This window comes from Thioalkalivibrio sp. AKL7 (genome assembly GCF_000381705.1).
In the GTDB taxonomy this organism is placed as follows: Bacteria; Pseudomonadota; Gammaproteobacteria; order Ectothiorhodospirales; family Ectothiorhodospiraceae; genus Thioalkalivibrio; species Thioalkalivibrio versutus.
The window spans coordinates 133,077-148,666 of sequence record NZ_KB906948.1; the positions used below are offsets into that span (position 1 = coordinate 133,077).

Sequence of the window (15,590 nt, forward strand, 5' to 3'; positions counted from 1 at the left end):
CCCGGATCAGTGGCGGAAGTGGCGCATGCCGGTGAACAGCATGGCGATGTCGTGCTCGTTGGCCGCGTCGATCACCTCCTGGTCGCGCATCGAGCCGCCGGGCTGGATCACCGCGGTGATGCCGGCCTCGGCCGCCGCGTCGATACCGTCGCGGAACGGGAAGAAGGCGTCCGAGGCCATGACCGAGCCGGCCACCTGCAGGCCCTCGTCGGCGGCCTTGATGCCGGCGATGCGCGCGGAATACACCCGGCTCATCTGCCCGGCACCGACCCCGATGGTCTGTTCGTCGCGGGCGTAGACGATCGCGTTGGACTTTACGTGCTTGCCCACCTGCCAGGCGAAGCAGAGGTCCTTCATCTCCTGTTCCGAGGGCGCGCGCGCGGTCACGGTCTTCAGCTCCACATCGGCCAGGCTGCCGCGATCGGCATCCTGTACCAGGAGCCCGCCGCCGATGCGCTTGTAGTCGAGGCCGGGACCGACACCCGCCGGCGGGATCTCCAGCACGCGAACATTCTTCTTGGTGGCCAGGGCGCGCAGGGCGCCCGGGGTGATCTCGGGGGCGATGACCACCTCGACGAACTGGCGGCTGACGATCGCGTGCGCGGTGTCGCCGTCCAGCGGCCGGTTGAAGGCGATGATGCCGCCGAAGGCCGAGGTCGGGTCGGTCTGGAAGGCGCGTTCGTAGGCCATCAGCTGGGTCGGCGCGACGGCCACGCCGCAGGGGTTGGCGTGCTTGACGATCACGCAGGCCCCGGCCTCGAACTGGCGCACGCATTCCCAGGCGGCATCGGCGTCGGCCAGGTTGTTGTAAGAGAGTGCCTTGCCCTGGTGCTGGCGGTAGCTGGCCAGGGTGCCGGGTGCAGGCTGTGGATCACGATAGAACGCGGCGCGCTGGTGCGGATTCTCGCCGTAGCGCAGGGTCTCGACGCGTTCGAAGGTGGCGTTCAGCTGTCCCGGGAACGGAGCCGCTTCGCCATCCTCGTCGAGGGCCGAGAGGTAGTTGCTGATCGCGGCATCGTAGCGCGCTACGTGATCGAAGGCCGCGACCGCCAGGCGGAAGCGCAGCGACTGCGGCACTTCGCCGTCGTCGCCGATGGCCGCGGCGATCTCGCTGTACTGGTCGGGGCTGGTGGCCACGGCCACGTCGCGGTAGTTCTTGGCCGCGGCGCGCAGCATCGCCGGGCCGCCAATGTCGATGTTCTCGATGGCGTCTTCCAGGCTGCAGCCGGGACGGGCCACCGTCGCCTCGAAGGGATAGAGGTTCACCACCAGCAGGTCGATCGGCGGGATGTCCTGCTCAGCCATCACCGCGGAGTCGATGTCGCGCCGGCCGAGCAGCCCGCCGTGGATGCGCGGGTGCAAGGTCTTGACTCGGCCATCCATGATCTCGGGGAAGCCCGTGTGCGCGGAAACCTCGATTACCGGAAGGTTGTTTTCGGCCAGCAGGCGGGCGGTCCCGCCGGTGGACAGAAGCTCGACGCCGCGTTCATGCAGGGCGCGGGCGAGCTCCACGACGCCGGTCTTCTCGGAGACCGACAAAAGGGCGCGCTGGATAGGGCGGCTGGGGGTCATGCGGGGCCTCGGGATCGCTGCAAAACGACCATTATATCGAACGCGCGGCCCGGATGGATCGGCATTCGGAGTCGCGAAGCCGAGGTCGCCAGACGGGCCCTCAGCTTGTAATTTTTGCGCAAAACCTTCAGGGTATAAAAACGATTTCGGACACAACGCCCGCGTTCAGACGCATCGCGCGGCGCCGTAAACGATCCCCGAGCCAGGCGGGATGGGCCCGCCAGACCACGGCTCGGCATCCGGGTACCGATTGCCCTCCGGATGTGCAGGAAGAACCGGCCAGGCCGGTGTCGGGTGCTGCGAACAACGCACCCGGCGCATTGATACCCGAACACCGGGCGGCACCCGCCTGGCTCGATCGGGCTGCTGGCGAGACCGCCGTGTGATGCGGAGGTCGCGGTTTACTGCGTTTGCGGGGTGTTGTGCCGACGGATCGGCCCAGAGGCCGGTCCAGTCACGCTTACAACAGCAGCAAAGCCAAGAGGAACCAGCATGGCAGCGAATATCAAGAATGATCAGGACTTCGGCGAGAAGCCGACCGAACGTCGCGATACCGAGAATTATCTCAACGAGTACACCACCGGCTTCGTCGACAAGTGGGATGACCTGATCGACTGGGACAACCGCGCCAAGAGCGAAGGCACCTTCTTCATCGAAGAACTGAAGAAGCGCGGCGCCAAGCGCGTGCTCGACGTCGCCGCCGGCACCGGCTTCCATTCCGTGCAGTTGCGTGAAGCGGGCTTTGACGTGGTGACCGCCGATGGCGCCCCCGAGATGCTCGTCAAGGCCTTCGAGAACGGTCGCAAGCGGGGTCACATCCTGCGCACCGTGCAGGCCGACTGGCGCATGCTGAATCGCGACATCTACGGCCGCTACGACGCCGTCGTCTGCCTGGGCAACTCGTTTACCCACCTGTTCAATGAACACGACCGCCGCAAGGCCCTGGCCGAGTTCTACTCCGCCCTGAACCACGATGGCGTGCTGATCCTCGACCAGCGCAACTACGACACCATCATGGACCACGGTTACTCGTCCAAGCACACCTACTACTACTGCGGCGACAACGTCCAGGTGCAGCCGGCCCACGTTGACGAAGGCCTGGCGCGCTTCCAGTACAAGTTCCCGGATGGCTCCGAGTACTTCCTGAACATGTTCCCGCTGCGCAAGGCCTATGTCCGCCGCCTGATGCGCGAGGTCGGTTTCCAGAAGATCGAGACCTACGGGGATTTCCAGGAGACCTATCGCGAGAGTGATCCGGACTTCTTCATCCACGTGGCCGACAAGCGTTATATCGAGGGCGAGGAACGATGAGCGAGAACTACTCCGACGTAGTCGAAACCGCTCGCGACTACTACAACAGCGAGGACGCCGACACCTTCTACAAGATGGTGTGGGGCGGTGAAGACCTCCATATCGGGCTGTACGAGTACAAGGACGAGCCGATCGGCGACGCCAGCCGTCGCACGGTCGCGCACATGTCCGACCTCCTGGGCGAGCCGCAGCCGGAATGGCGCGTGCTCGACATGGGCGCCGGCTACGGCGGTGTCGCCCGCTACCTGGTGGAAAACTACGGTTGCGATGTCACCGCGCTGAACCTGTCCGAGAAGGAAAACGAGCGCGATCGCGAGATCAACAAGGCGCGCCACCTCGACGACAAGATCACCGTGGTCGATGGCTCCTTCGAGAAGGTCGACGAGCCGGACGAATCCTACGATGTCGTCTGGTCCGAGGACTCCTTCCTGCACAGCCAGAACGAGGCAAAGAAAAAGGTGATCCAGGAGGCCGCGCGCGTCCTGAAGCCGGGTGGCTGGCTGATCTTCACCGATCCGATGCAGACCGACGATTGCCCGGATGGCGTGCTGGACCCGATTCTGGCCCGCATCCACCTGGATTCGCTGGCGAGCCCGGCGCTGTACCGCGAGGCGGCCAAGGCGGCCGGCCTGGAAGAGGTCAGCTTCGAGGAACACTCCAGCCAGATCTCGACCCATTACGGTCGCGTGAAGCAGGAGCTCGAGTCCCGCGAGGACGAGTTGAAAAACTACATCTCGCAGGACTACATCGACCGCATGAAGCAGGGCCTGCAGCACTGGGTCGATGGCGGCAACTCGGGCTACCTGACCTGGGGCATCTTCCGCTTCCGCAAGCCGGCCCGCTAGGCCGCGCGCGAGGAGGCTGCTGGCCGCCGTCAGGCGGGCAGCAGCCTCCAGACCCCGTCCATGCGGCCTTCGAGCGGCTGGAACCGGGTCTTGTATTCCATCTTCGGCGCCTGGTTGATCCAGTAGCCGAGGTAGACATGGGGCAGACCCAGGCGGTGCGCATGCGCCACCTGGGTCAGGATTGCGAGGGTGCCCAGGCCGCGGCGCGGCTGATCCGGATCGAAGAAGCTGTACATCGCCGACAACCCCTGGGGGGTGCGATCGGTGACGGCTACCGCGAGCAGCGTGTCGGCCTGGCGGAATTCGATCAGATCCACTGGGCCGTTGCGGTGGGCGAGCATTCCCGCGTATTCCTCGCGTCCCATCTGTTCCATGCCACCGCCCGTGTGACGGGCGGTCTGGTAGCGCGAGAACAGCGGCATGTGCTCGTCGAGATCGGCGGCGGGCGATGTCCCGGGCTGTTCCGGCGGCCGGCGGATCGTCACCGCGAGATCGCGGTTGCGATCCAGGCAGCGGCGCTGGCTCCGGCTCGGGCGGAAGGCCGCAACCGGGATGCGTACGGGCACGCAGGCCGCGCACTCGGGGCAGTGATGTCGATAAACAAACTGACCGCTGCGGCGAAAGCCCTCGGCCAGTAGCTGGCCGAAGCGCGCGCCGCCCAGGCTGACCGCGGGGTCGACCAGCAAACTCTGCATCTCGCGGTCGTCCAGATAGGGGCAGGCCTGCGGGGCAGTAATGAACCAGCGGATCGGATGTTCCTGCATGGCGCTATCGTGACAGCTCTGTTCACGGGCGCAACCAGGCCGCATCCGGGGCTGCGACGCAATTTGAAAGAGCCTGCCACCAGGGTGGGCTCCACGCACGGGATGGAACCCCGGCGTGTACACTTATCCCATTCGAAACCAATGGTGTACGGCACATGACGGCAACACGCAAAGACATCGAGAACGCGCTGAAAGAGCGCATCCTGATCCTGGACGGCGGTATGGGTACCACCATCCAGCTGTACAAGCTGGACGAGGCCGATTACCGCGGCGAGCGGTTCAAGGACTGGGAATCCGACCTGAAGGGCAACAACGATCTGCTGTCGCTGACCCGCCCGGATATCATCGAGCAGATCCACAACGACTATCTCGAGGCCGGTGCCGACATCATCGAGGCCAACACCTTCAACGGTACCCGCATCGCGATGGCGGACTACCACATGGAGGACCTGGTCCCCGAGCTGAACCGCGAATCCGCGAAGCTCGCGCGAAAGGCGGCCGACGCCTGGACCGAAAAGACCCCGGACAAGCCGCGCTACGTCGCCGGCATCCTTGGCCCGACCAACCGCACCGCGTCGATCTCCCCGGACGTGAATGACCCCGGCGCGCGTAACGTCGATTTCGACACCCTGGTTGCGTCCTACAAGGAAGCGGCCGAGGCCCTGGTCGAGGGTGGCGTCGATCTGCTGCTGATCGAGACGGTGTTCGACACCCTGAACGCCAAGGCCGCGATCTTCGCGGTGAAGACGCTGGAAGACGAGCTCGGGAAGGACCTCCCGATCATGATCTCCGGCACGATCACCGACGCCTCCGGCCGTACCCTGTCCGGCCAGACCACCGAGGCCTTCTGGAACTCCGTGCGTCACGCCAATCCGGTCTCGATCGGCCTGAACTGCGCGCTGGGTGCCAAGGAAATGCGCCAGTACGTGGAAGAGCTTTCGCGCATCGCCGATACCTTTGTGTCCGCGCACCCGAACGCCGGCCTGCCGAACGAGTTCGGCGACTATGACGAGAGCCCGGAGCAGATGGCCGCGGATGTCGGCCCGTGGGCCGAGCAGGGCCTGCTGAACATCATCGGCGGTTGCTGTGGCACGCTGCCGGAGCACATCCGGGCCATGCGCGAGGCGGTCGAGAAGCACGCGCCGCGCAAGCTGCCGGAGATCGCCCCGGCCTGCCGCCTGTCGGGTCTCGAGCCGTGCAACATCACCGATGATTCGCTGTTCGTGAACGTCGGCGAGCGCACCAACGTGACCGGGTCGCGCAAGTTCCTGCGCCTGATCCAGAACGAGGAATTCGACGTCGCGCTGGAAGTCGCGCTGAATCAGGTCGAGGGCGGCGCCCAGATCATCGACATCAACATGGACGAGGGCATGCTGGAGTCGCAGGAGGCAATGGTCCGCTTCCTGAATCTGCTGGCCGGCGAGCCCGATATCGCCCGCGTCCCGGTGATGATCGACTCCTCCAAGTTCGAGATCATCGAGGCGGGCCTGAAGTGCGTGCAGGGCAAGCCGGTGGTCAACTCGATCTCCATGAAGGAGGGCGAGGAAAACTTCATCAAGCAGGCCCAGCTGTGCCGCCGCTATGGCGCCGCGATCGTGGTCATGGCCTTCGACGAGGACGGCCAGGCGGATAACGAGCAGCGTCGCGTCGAGATCTGCACCCGGGCCTACAAGCTGCTGACCGAGAAGGTTGGTTTCCCGGCCGAGGACATCATCTTCGACCCGAACATCTTCGCGGTCGCGACCGGCATCGAAGAGCACAACAACTACGGCGTGGACTTCATCGAGGCTACCCGCCGCATCAAGAACGACCTGCCGCACGCGCTGATCTCCGGTGGCGTGTCCAACGTATCGTTCTCCTTCCGCGGCAACGAGCCGGTGCGCGAGGCGATCCACGCCGTCTTCCTGTATCACGCCATCAAGGCGGGCATGGACATGGGTATCGTCAACGCCGGCCAGCTGGCGGTCTACGACGATATCGACGCGAAGCTGAAGGAAGCGGTCGAGGACGTGGTCCTGAACCGCCGCGACGACGCCACTGATCGTTTGCTCGAACTGTCCGAGGAGTACAAGGGCCAGGGCGGCGGCAAGAAGGAAGAGAACCTCGAGTGGCGCGAATGGGAAGTCTCCAAGCGTCTCGAGCACTCCCTGGTCAAGGGTATCGACACCTACGTGGTCGACGACACCGAAGAGGCACGCCAGGCGTATGACCGCCCGATCCAGGTGATCGAAGGCCCCCTGATGGACGGCATGAACGTGGTCGGCGACCTGTTCGGCGAGGGCAAGATGTTCCTGCCGCAGGTGGTCAAGTCCGCCCGCGTGATGAAGAAGGCCGTGGCTCACTTGATCCCGTACATCGAGGCCGAGAAGACCGGCACCGAGAACAACGGCCGGATCCTGATGGCCACGGTGAAGGGCGACGTCCACGACATCGGCAAGAACATCGTGGGCGTGGTGCTGCAGTGCAATAACTTCGAGGTCATCGACATCGGCGTGATGCAGCCGGGGGCCTCGATCCTGAAGGCCGCCAAGGAACACGACGTCGACGTCATCGGCCTGTCCGGTCTGATTACCCCCTCGCTGGAGGAGATGGCCAACTTCGCCGCCGACCTCGAACGTGAAGGCATGAAGACCCCGCTGATGATCGGCGGCGCGACGACCTCGCGCGCCCACACCGCGGTGAAGATCGAGCCGAACTACTCCGGTCCGGTGGTCTGGGTGAAGGACGCCTCGCGTGCCGTGGGCGTGGCCCAGAGTCTGATCAGCCCCGAGCTGCGCGAGAAGTACGCCGCCGACGTCCGCGAGGAGTACGAGAAGCTGCGCGTGCAGAACGCCGGGCGCAAGAAGAAGACCCAATGGGTCACGCTCGACAAGGCGCGCGCCAACAAGCCGACAATCGACTGGTCCGACTACACGCCGCCGAAACCGAAGGCGCTGGAAACTGACGAACTGCCGGGGCAGCCGAAGGTGCTGCACCCGCATGGCGACGGCACCGTACTGCTGCGCTTCGATGATTACGATCTCCACGAGGTCGCCAAGTACATCGACTGGACGCCGTTCTTCCACTCCTGGCAGCTGCACGCCGCCTACCCGCGCATCCTGGATGACGAGAAGGTCGGCGAAGAGGCGCGCAAGCTGTTCAAGGATGGCAAGGACATGCTGAAGCGGATGATCGACGAAAAGTGGGTCACCTGCCGTGGCGTGGTCGGCTTCTTCCCGGCGAACACCGTTGATGACGACGACATCGAGGTGTACACCGACGATAGCCGCTCCAAGGTCCTGAAGAAGCTGCACCATCTGCGTCAGCAGACCGAGAAGCGTCGCGGGCAGCCGAGCCATTCGCTGGCCGATTTCGTGATGCCCAAGGAAGCCGGTGGTCCGGACTACATCGGGGCCTTCGCGGTCAGCGCCGGTGGTGATGTCGACGCCAAGGCCAAGGAATACGAAAAGGCCAACGACGACTATCACGCCATCCTCGTGAAGAGCCTGGCGGACCGTCTGGCCGAGGCCTTTGCCGAGTGCATGCACTACCATGTGCGCCGCGAATACTGGGGCTATGTCCCCGACGAGTCGCTGGAGAACGAGGACCTGATCGAGGAGAAGTACCAGGGTATTCGTCCGGCGCCCGGCTACCCGGCCTGCCCGGAGCACACCGAGAAGGCGACCCTGTGGGAGATGCTGCAGCCGGAAGAGCATGCTGACATGACGCTCACCGAGAGCTTCGCCATGCTGCCGGTCTCGGCCGTCTCCGGCTGGTACTTCGCGCATCCGGAATCGCGCTACTTCGGTCTCGGCAAGGTCAACCGCGACCAGGTCGAGGACTACGCCAAGCGCAAGGGCATGTCGTTCGAGGAGGCCGAGCGGTGGCTCGCGCCGAACCTCGGCTACGACGACAGTGACGAGGCCAAGGCGGAAGCCAAGGCCGAGCGCGACGCCCGGACCGCGTAACTTCGCGATCCTGCCCCGGGTGGGCTGGCCGACTGGCCCTTGCCCGGAAAACTGCGAGCCCCGCCCCGTGCGGGGCTCGCTTTGTTTGGGGTACCGCGCCAAACTGGACGGGCTTGTCCCCAACTGGAGTCCGCGCATGTCCGCTCGTGAACCCGCGATCGATGCTCGACCGGCGATGTTCCGCAATCATCCGTTCGGCTTCATCCTTAGCGTGTTACTGATCCCGGCCTTCGGCCTCGGCTTGCTGATCCTGTTGTGGTGGTACCTCCAGACGCGCTCGGTACGCCTGCGCATCGACGCCGATCAGGTGCATCTGGAGCGGGGCCTGCTGTCGAAGTCGCATGTGGACCTCGACATCGGTCAGATCCGCACGGTGAAGGTGGATCAGAGTTTCTTCGACCGCATCTTCCGCGTGGGCCGCATCGCGGTGTACACCACCGGGGACAATCCGGAATTCCGGGTTAACGGCATCCCGGACCCCAACCGGGTGCGGGAATATGTGCGAGGCCGTCGCGAGGGCGTGGCATGAGCCGTGCGGACCGGCGGGACAGCCGTCTGGCGCTGCGCATCCTGCTTGGCACCTCGGCGCTGGTCGCGTTGCTGGTGGCTTTGCTGGTGCTGGCGGCAGCGGTGTCCCTGCCGGGGCTGTCGGACTGGGTCGCGCTCACCTTTGATGATGGTATGGGCCTGAAGAACGCGGCCCTGGTCGCGGCCATCGTCTCGGTGCTGGTGTCGATCGTGTTCGCCCTGGCCGCCGGCGAGGGCCTGATCGGGGAGCTGCAGTTCATGATCCCCGGTTTCTTCCTGTTCTTTGTGTTCTTCTGGTTGATGCTGGCCTGGATCTTTTGATCCACGCCCGCTCCCCGTGCATCCTGCCCCTCTGTCTCAACCCCGGAGCCCCCAAGCGTGACCACTGACGCGGACAACGAGTCGAACCCCCAGCACCACCTGACCCTGCGCCCGACGCGGGTCGAGGACTACGAGGACATCCGCGAGATCATGGAGCGGGTCTATCACGACCTCGACGGTGCCTGGAGCGAGGCGCAGTTCCGCTCCCAGGTGATGCGCTTCCCCGAGGGCCAGATCTGCATCGAGGACAATGGCAAGGTGGTCGCCGCGGCGATCAGCCTGATCGTCGAATACAAGCGCTTCGGCGATCAGCACAATTACTGGCAGATCACCGGGAATGGCTTCCTGACCACCCACGACCCGGACGGCGACACGCTGTACGGCGTGGACATCTTCGTGCATCCGGACTATCGCGGGCTGCGCCTGGGCCGGCGCCTGTACGACGCGCGCAAGGAGTTGTGCGAGAAGCTGAACCTGCGGGCGATCGTCGCCGGTGGGCGTATCCCCGGCTACGAGCCGTACCGCGACGAGCTGACGCCGCAGCAGTACGTACGCCGGGTGAAGAACCACGAGATCATCGACCCGATCCTGACATTCCAGCTGGCGAACGACTTTCACGTCCGCAAGATCATCACCAACTACCTGCCGGACGACGAGAAGTCCGGGGCCTACGCGACGCTGATCGAGTGGCTGAACATCTACTACGAGGAGAAGGAAAAGCTGATCGGCGGCAGCCGTTCGGACGTGCGCATCGGCGTCGTCCAGTGGCAGATGCGCCCGACGGTGGACCTGGACTCCCTGTTCCAGCAGGTGGAGTATTTCGTCGATGCGGTTTCCGGCTATCGCTCGGACTGCGTGCTGTTCCCGGAATTCTTCAACGGCCCGTTGATGGGGGCCTTCAACCAGGACTACCCGGCCGAGGCCGTGCGCCGGCTGGCCGAGTACACCGAGGCGGTCCGCGAGGAGATGGTGCGCCTGGCGCTGGCCTACAACATCAACATCGTGGCTGGCTCGATGCCCGAGTACACCGACGACGTGCTGCGCAATGTCTCCTATCTGTGTCGTCGTGACGGCACCTGGGACCGCCAGTACAAGATCCACGTGACCCCGGACGAGGTCTCCTACTGGGGCCTGCAGGGCGGCGACGAGGTGCATGTCTTCGACACCGACTTCGGCAAGATCGGGATCCTGATCTGCTACGACGTGGAGTTCCCCGAACTGCCGCGGGTGATGGCCGATCACGGCCTGCAGATCCTGTTCGTGCCCTACTGGACCGACACCAAGAATGCCTATCTCCGGGTACGGCGCTGCGCCCAGGCCCGCGCGATCGAGAACGAGTGCTACGTGGTCATGTCCGGCTCGGTAGGCAACCTGCCCAAGGTCGAGAACATGGACATGCAGTACTCCCAGGCTGCGGTGTTCACGCCTTCCGACTTCGCCTTCCCGCATGACGCGGTGGCGGCGGAGGCCACGCCCAACACCGAAATGACCCTGATCGTGGATCTCGACCTCGACAACCTGAAAGAGCTGCGCAACCACGGCTCGGTGCGCAACCTGCGTGATCGTCGGCGCGACCTCTATTCGGTCAAGTGGAAGTCGAAGCCCGTGTAGCAAACACGGAGCGGTGGTCGCGCATGATGCTCCGCGGGCCGATCGCCCGGAGCGAGAAAGTGTGAACCGGTTCCGGTTGCCCCGGCGACCCCACTGGCATCCGGACGCGGGGGCCCGTAGTCTTGCGACTCTAGGGATGCTCGGCCACTGGGAATCCAGCGTGGTCGACGGCCGTGCCGCTGTCAGGCGGGCGGAGGTCAGTCAGGGGGAAGCATGAGCGATCAGATACCGGACCCAAAACGCGCCGCGATCCTCGTGGTGGATGACTCCAAGGTCATCCGGGTTGCGTTGCAACGTATTCTGCAGGGTCAGAACACCGTCTACGAGGCGGCCGACGGCGAACAGGCCCTGGAGCTGCTGCAGCAGTATCCCGATATCGGGCTGGTGCTGACCGATCTCTCGATGCCGGGCATCGACGGCCAGGATCTCCTGCTGCGTATTCGTGATGGCGTCGATGATCTCCCCACGGACCTCCCGGTGGTGATCGTGACCGGTCAGGAGAGCGACGAGGCGGCCAGCGACGAATGGCGTTCACTGGGGGCCAATGCCGTCCTGATGAAGCCGTTTGTTCCCACCCGCGTGCGCGAGGTCGTGGCCGAACTCCTGCCACCGCCGCCGGTCCCCGAGCCGCCCCCCTCCGGAGCGGCCCCCGACTCCGCCGAGAACCAGGCCCTGCGCGACGAGGTCGAGCGCCTGCGCCGCGAGTTGATGCTGCGACAGCAATCCTCCAATGAGCGCGAGGCGCAGAAAGAGCTGGAGCGTCTGCGCAACGCCCTGGGCGAGGCCCGCGACGAGTCCACGGCGGCGTTCCAGCGCGCGGAAGAGCGGGATCGCGAAATCGAGGCCCTGCAGGGTCGTCTGGAGGAGGCGGAGACGGCGCTGGCCGAGGCGCGGGCGCGGGACGAAGAGGTCGCGGCAGCAGCCGAACAGGCCGCGGCCCGCGAGGAGGAGCTTGCGGCCTTGCGTGTGCGTGTGGAAGAACTCGAGGCTGAGGGCGCCCCGGAGTCGACCGAGCCCGACCGCGAGACCGAACAACTGCGTAGCCGGGTGCGCGAGCTCGAGAGCGAGAATGTCCGTCTGGACCACGAGCTCGTCGACCTGGAGCGCCAGCGCGAGGAGGAGCAGACGGAGCTGAAGGTGGCGCGGGGCGAGGCCGAACGTCTGCGCCGCGAGCGCAACCAGCAGTGCGAGCGCGCCGCGGCGGCCGAGAAGGCCCAGGCCGAGGCCGAGCAGCGCTGTACGGATAGCCAGGATTCGGCTTCGGATCTGGGTGACCGCCTGGTGGCCCGCGAGCGGGAGCTGGCGGAGGCCCAGCAGCGCAACCAGGACCTGCGTGGCCGCATCCGTGATCTGGAACATGCCCTGACCGGCCACAGCACCACCGCTGCTGCGGAGCCGGCGAGCGAGCCGAGTCGGGGCGAACCGGTCAAGGCGGAGCCGGAGGACAGCCTGCGAGCGTCCCTGTTCGATGCGCAACACGCGCGACCCGCGCGTCTGGGGCGTCGCCGCTGGTTCCGGCTGGCGTTTTTCGGGGTGCTGGCGGTGATCGTGGTCCTGGGGGTGGCGATCTACCTGCGCGGGATCTGAGGCTCCGCGTGAAAGTGGCGGGCACCTGGCAGTGCCCGCCGTACATCGGGTTTAGTGCCGATCGCGTAGGACACCCAGCAGGTGGTTCCAGGAGTCGTGGTCGGCGCGGGCGTCATAGCCGACCGGCATGCCGAACTCCTCGGCAATGGCATCGGCCCCCGGATTGGTGAAGCTGTGCTTCACGCCGGAGAATTCCACCACGGTGTAGCGTACTTCGGCCTCCTGCATCTCCTCCTGGAAACCGGCGACCTGCTCCGGCGGGATCATCGGGTCTGCGGTGCCGGTGAAGGACAGCAGTTCGGCCGACACCTTGCCGGCCTCGGCCCGGTGCTCGGTTCCCAGGCCGCCGTGGAAGCTCGCCGCCACGTTCAGGTCCATCCCCGCGCGCGCGGCCTCGAGGGCCACGGTGCCGCCGAAGCAGTAGCCGACCGCGGAGGGCGCCGCATCCGCGCTGGCATCATGCGCGCGCAGCCAGTCGTAGGCGGCCTGGAAGCGGCTCAGCATCAGGTCGCGATTCTCGCGGATTTCCCCGGCGAATTCGCCGGCGGTAGACGGGTGATCGGCCAACTTGCCGCTGCCGTACATATCCAGGGCGAAGGCGGTGTAACCCTCGCGGGCCAGTTGTTCGGCACGGTCGCGGGCGTAGTCGTTGTGGCCCCACCATTCGTGAATGACCAGGACCGCCGGGTGCGGCCCGTCGCCTTCGGGGTGGGCCAGGTAGCCGGTCATCTCGTCGCCGTCATGGTCGTAGGCGATCTCTTCGGTCTGGATACCGGCCAGGGCCATGCCGGGGAGCAGGCCGGCGAGCAAAACGGCCAGCGGCGCAAATGCGGGCTTGCTAAACATATGGGCACCTCCTTGGTGGTCGACGCGTCGTTTTTTCGACCCGGGCCTGCGAGTATGGTTCGCGCCCGGCCGGGTTACAACGAAGGGGACAGCGGCTACAGTAGAGAGGTCGGGGCCACGTGCGCGAGGTGGCCTCGAAACAGGACGAGTGAGGCGCAGCGATCCCCGTTCCGCCTCGGCAAGAGGATCCACCCATGTCCGACCGATCTGCCAACGATTCCCTTGAGGCCCGCGTCCAGTCGGCTGACAAGCTTCTGGCCATGCCACAGGTGGTGTTCGAGGTTGCGCGCCTGCTGGAGGAGGACGACGCCACGGCTGCCAGGATCGCCAGCAGCCTGGGACGCGATCCCGGCTTGGTGGCCCTGGTCCTGCGCATCGCCAACAGCCCTGCCTATGCCCCGGCGCGTCCGGTTGACTCGGTGGACCGCGCGATTGCCATGCTGGGTCGCGATGCCCTGCAGCGTCTGGTGGTGGCGAGCGCGATCACGCGTGCCACGGCCAGCATCCCGGATCAGGAGCGCCTGCCGCTGGAGGTGTTCTGGCGCCATTCGGCCTATTGCGCGGTTATCGCGCGGCAACTGGCGATGCGCGTGCTGCCGCGCCAGGCCAGCGGGATCTTCCTGGCCGGCCTGCTGCACGATCTTGGCAAGCTGTTGTTGTTCTCGCAGTCGCCGGAATCGGCCCACCGGGCCTTCCTCTCCAGTCTGGATGTTGGCGACGGCCTGAGCCCGCAGGGCGCGGAGCGCGCGCAACTGGGCTTCGATCATGCGGAGCTGGGTGGGGCCCTGGCCGCGCACTGGGGTCTGCCGGAACTCCTGGTCGACTGCCTCGCCGGTCACCATCAGCCGCTGCAGGCGCCGGAGCGCAATCGCACCGCCGTGATGCTGGTGCATCTGGCCAACACCGGTGCCCATCTCGCCGAGATCGATTCGCGCGACTGGGCGGATGCGCCCCCGGTAGATCCGGCGGTGTGGGACGCCCTGCACCTGGCCCCCGAGGTCTTGCTCTCCGCGGTGGAGGAGGCCCAGCACGAGGTGTTGGCGGTGCAGGACCTTTGCGATCCGGCGCACGAGGGGGAGCCGCGGCCATGACCGCTCGCCGTGAACTTGGGGATGCGGCGCGAGTCCCATCGGCTATGCAGAGTCGGGCATTGCCACTTGTACGATTGCGCGCGCTGGTCCTGGCGGGGCTGCTGCTCCTGCTGACAGGGTGTGCCGGGGTTCCGGCGGCCCTTTCCCCGTTGCCTGCTGCCGCCCCCGATCGCGATCAGGTGCTGGCGGATCCCGAGGCCGTGAAGGGCGAGACCGTGGTCTGGGGCGGGGTGATTGCGGACATCGAGAACACCTCGGGCGGTACCCGGCTGGAGGTGGTGGCCCGCGAACTTGATCGCCAGGGGCGACCGCAGGAGGCGGATCGCTCACCCGGGCGCTTCCGCGTGGTCAGCAGCGGTTTTCTCGACCCGCAGATTTACAAGGAAGGCCGCGAGGTGACCGTGCGGGGTGTCATCCACGGGATCGAGGAGGGCCGCATCGGTGACTACGCCTATACCTTCGTTACGCTGCAGGCGGATGCGGTCTACCTGTGGTCGCGGCGCCCGCCACCGACGGAGCGCGGGTATCGCGATCCGTTCTACGACCCGTTTTATGACCCGTTCTATAGCCCCTGGGGCCCGCGTTACGGCCTCTATGGGCGCTATCACCCGCATCCCTGGTACTGGTGAGCATGACCCGATTCCTGCGTCCTTTTCTGGCATTGCTGCTGCCCGTGTTCCTGGCCGCCTGCGCGTCCGGCCCGCTGGAGGCCCCGGATGACCCGGCCGTGCAGGTCGAGCCGCGTGCAGTCACCGCCGATAGCCTGCCGCCCGACGAGCAGGTATGGGGCGGGGTGATCGCGCGCGTGGACAATCGCGCCGAGGCGACCTTCATCGAGGTGGTCGGGTACCCGCTCAGTCGTCAGGAGCCACAGACGCGGCAGTCCACCACCGGGCGTTTCCGCCTGCGTGTGGAGGGCTTCGCCGACCCGGTGGACTATCGTGCCGGGCGCCGGGTTACCGGTGTCGGCACGGTGACCGGGGTCGAGGATGGCCGGATCGGCGAGCTGGACTACGTCTTCCCGGTGCTGGAGGCCCACTCGGTGCACCTGTGGCCGGAGCCCGAGCCGGCACGATCTTCCGGTGGTGTGCGCTTTGGCATAGGCATCGGGATCGGCCTGTAGGCCGCACTCGGGGCGGCCGGCGCGCGTTTCCACGAATCCCCATG

Annotated in this window: 13 protein-coding genes; 10 read left to right on the forward strand and 3 right to left on the reverse strand. The window is 66.0% G+C overall.

Annotated features, from left to right (window positions below; all coding sequences use genetic code 11):
- Positions 1-6: 6 nt before the first annotated feature.
- Positions 7-1,572: a bifunctional phosphoribosylaminoimidazolecarboxamide formyltransferase/IMP cyclohydrolase gene (gene purH / locus G315_RS0103490; RefSeq protein ID WP_019611934.1), complete on the reverse strand. Its 1,566-nt coding sequence runs from the start codon at positions 1,570-1,572 to the stop codon at positions 7-9.
- Between the two features lie 492 nt (positions 1,573-2,064).
- Between purH and G315_RS0103495 the strand changes: the two genes are divergently transcribed.
- Both G315_RS0103495 and G315_RS0103500 read left to right on the forward strand, forming a co-directional pair.
- A complete protein-coding gene (locus G315_RS0103495; RefSeq protein ID WP_018169217.1) occupies positions 2,065-2,883 on the forward strand; it encodes a class I SAM-dependent methyltransferase in 819 nt (272 codons plus the stop codon).
- Positions 2,880-3,728 (forward strand): methyltransferase domain-containing protein, encoded by an 849-nt coding sequence (locus tag G315_RS0103500; RefSeq protein WP_019611935.1) that lies wholly within the window; start codon positions 2,880-2,882, stop codon positions 3,726-3,728. Before G315_RS0103495 ends, G315_RS0103500 begins: the two co-directional genes overlap by 4 nt.
- 29 nt (positions 3,729-3,757) lie before the next feature.
- Here the strand turns inward: G315_RS0103500 and G315_RS0103505 are convergent, their stop codons facing one another.
- Complete coding sequence (locus G315_RS0103505; protein WP_019611936.1) at positions 3,758-4,492, reverse strand: arginyltransferase; 735 nt, start codon at positions 4,490-4,492, stop codon at positions 3,758-3,760.
- A gap of 155 nt (positions 4,493-4,647) precedes the next feature.
- Here G315_RS0103505 and metH point away from each other — a divergent pair, with 155 nt between their 5' ends.
- The 5 genes from metH (at position 4,648) to G315_RS0103530 (ending at position 12,486) form a co-directional block, all read left to right on the forward strand.
- A complete protein-coding gene (gene metH, locus G315_RS0103510) occupies positions 4,648-8,439 on the forward strand; it encodes a methionine synthase (RefSeq protein ID WP_019611937.1) in 3,792 nt (1,263 codons plus the stop codon).
- Between the two features lie 136 nt (positions 8,440-8,575).
- A complete protein-coding gene (locus G315_RS0103515; protein ID WP_018938304.1) occupies positions 8,576-8,968 on the forward strand; it encodes a PH domain-containing protein in 393 nt (130 codons plus the stop codon).
- Positions 8,965-9,288, forward strand: coding sequence for a hypothetical protein (locus tag G315_RS0103520; protein WP_018144728.1), 324 nt, complete (start codon positions 8,965-8,967; stop codon positions 9,286-9,288). The genes G315_RS0103515 and G315_RS0103520 overlap by 4 nt, the downstream gene beginning before the upstream one ends.
- A gap of 57 nt (positions 9,289-9,345) precedes the next feature.
- Entirely contained in the window at positions 9,346-10,899 is a 1,554-nt protein-coding gene (locus G315_RS0103525) for a bifunctional GNAT family N-acetyltransferase/carbon-nitrogen hydrolase family protein (protein ID WP_018169211.1), read from the forward strand.
- Between the two features lie 213 nt (positions 10,900-11,112).
- A complete protein-coding gene (locus G315_RS0103530) occupies positions 11,113-12,486 on the forward strand; it encodes a response regulator (protein WP_018144726.1) in 1,374 nt (457 codons plus the stop codon).
- A 51-nt stretch (positions 12,487-12,537) separates the two neighbouring features.
- Here G315_RS0103530 and G315_RS0103535 read toward each other — a convergent pair whose 3' ends face one another.
- A complete protein-coding gene (locus G315_RS0103535; protein WP_018144725.1) occupies positions 12,538-13,332 on the reverse strand; it encodes a dienelactone hydrolase family protein in 795 nt (264 codons plus the stop codon).
- Between the two features lie 194 nt (positions 13,333-13,526).
- On the opposite strand from G315_RS0103535, the gene G315_RS0103540 reads away from it, so the two are divergent.
- From G315_RS0103540 to G315_RS0103550, 3 genes are read left to right on the forward strand one after another with little or no spacing between them, the layout of a single operon-like run.
- On the forward strand, positions 13,527-14,423 hold the full coding sequence (locus tag G315_RS0103540) for an HDOD domain-containing protein (protein WP_018144724.1): 897 nt from the start codon (positions 13,527-13,529) through the stop codon (positions 14,421-14,423).
- Positions 14,424-14,467: 44 nt separating this feature from the next.
- Positions 14,468-15,052 (forward strand): Slp family lipoprotein, encoded by a 585-nt coding sequence (locus G315_RS0103545; protein ID WP_051080078.1) that lies wholly within the window; start codon positions 14,468-14,470, stop codon positions 15,050-15,052.
- Positions 15,053-15,054: 2 nt separating this feature from the next.
- Entirely contained in the window at positions 15,055-15,546 is a 492-nt protein-coding gene (locus tag G315_RS0103550; RefSeq protein ID WP_018144722.1) for a Slp family lipoprotein, read from the forward strand.
- Positions 15,547-15,590 lie beyond the last annotated feature (44 nt).

What these genes read in the sequence shown, in the direction of transcription:
- purH (WP_019611934.1), bottom strand. Translation starts at nt 1,572, where the DNA reads ATGACCCCCAGCCGCCCTATCCAGCGCGCCCTTTTGTCGGTCTCCGAG.
- G315_RS0103495 (WP_018169217.1), top strand. Translation starts at nt 2,065, where the DNA reads ATGGCAGCGAATATCAAGAATGATCAGGACTTCGGCGAGAAGCCGACC.
- G315_RS0103500 (WP_019611935.1), top strand. Translation starts at nt 2,880, where the DNA reads ATGAGCGAGAACTACTCCGACGTAGTCGAAACCGCTCGCGACTACTAC.
- G315_RS0103505 (WP_019611936.1), bottom strand. Translation starts at nt 4,492, where the DNA reads ATGCAGGAACATCCGATCCGCTGGTTCATTACTGCCCCGCAGGCCTGC.
- metH (WP_019611937.1), top strand. Translation starts at nt 4,648, where the DNA reads ATGACGGCAACACGCAAAGACATCGAGAACGCGCTGAAAGAGCGCATC.
- G315_RS0103515 (WP_018938304.1), top strand. Translation starts at nt 8,576, where the DNA reads ATGTCCGCTCGTGAACCCGCGATCGATGCTCGACCGGCGATGTTCCGC.
- G315_RS0103520 (WP_018144728.1), top strand. Translation starts at nt 8,965, where the DNA reads ATGAGCCGTGCGGACCGGCGGGACAGCCGTCTGGCGCTGCGCATCCTG.
- G315_RS0103530 (WP_018144726.1), top strand. Translation starts at nt 11,113, where the DNA reads ATGAGCGATCAGATACCGGACCCAAAACGCGCCGCGATCCTCGTGGTG.
- G315_RS0103535 (WP_018144725.1), bottom strand. Translation starts at nt 13,332, where the DNA reads ATGTTTAGCAAGCCCGCATTTGCGCCGCTGGCCGTTTTGCTCGCCGGC.
- G315_RS0103540 (WP_018144724.1), top strand. Translation starts at nt 13,527, where the DNA reads ATGTCCGACCGATCTGCCAACGATTCCCTTGAGGCCCGCGTCCAGTCG.
- G315_RS0103545 (WP_051080078.1), top strand. Translation starts at nt 14,468, where the DNA reads ATGCAGAGTCGGGCATTGCCACTTGTACGATTGCGCGCGCTGGTCCTG.
- G315_RS0103550 (WP_018144722.1), top strand. Translation starts at nt 15,055, where the DNA reads ATGACCCGATTCCTGCGTCCTTTTCTGGCATTGCTGCTGCCCGTGTTC.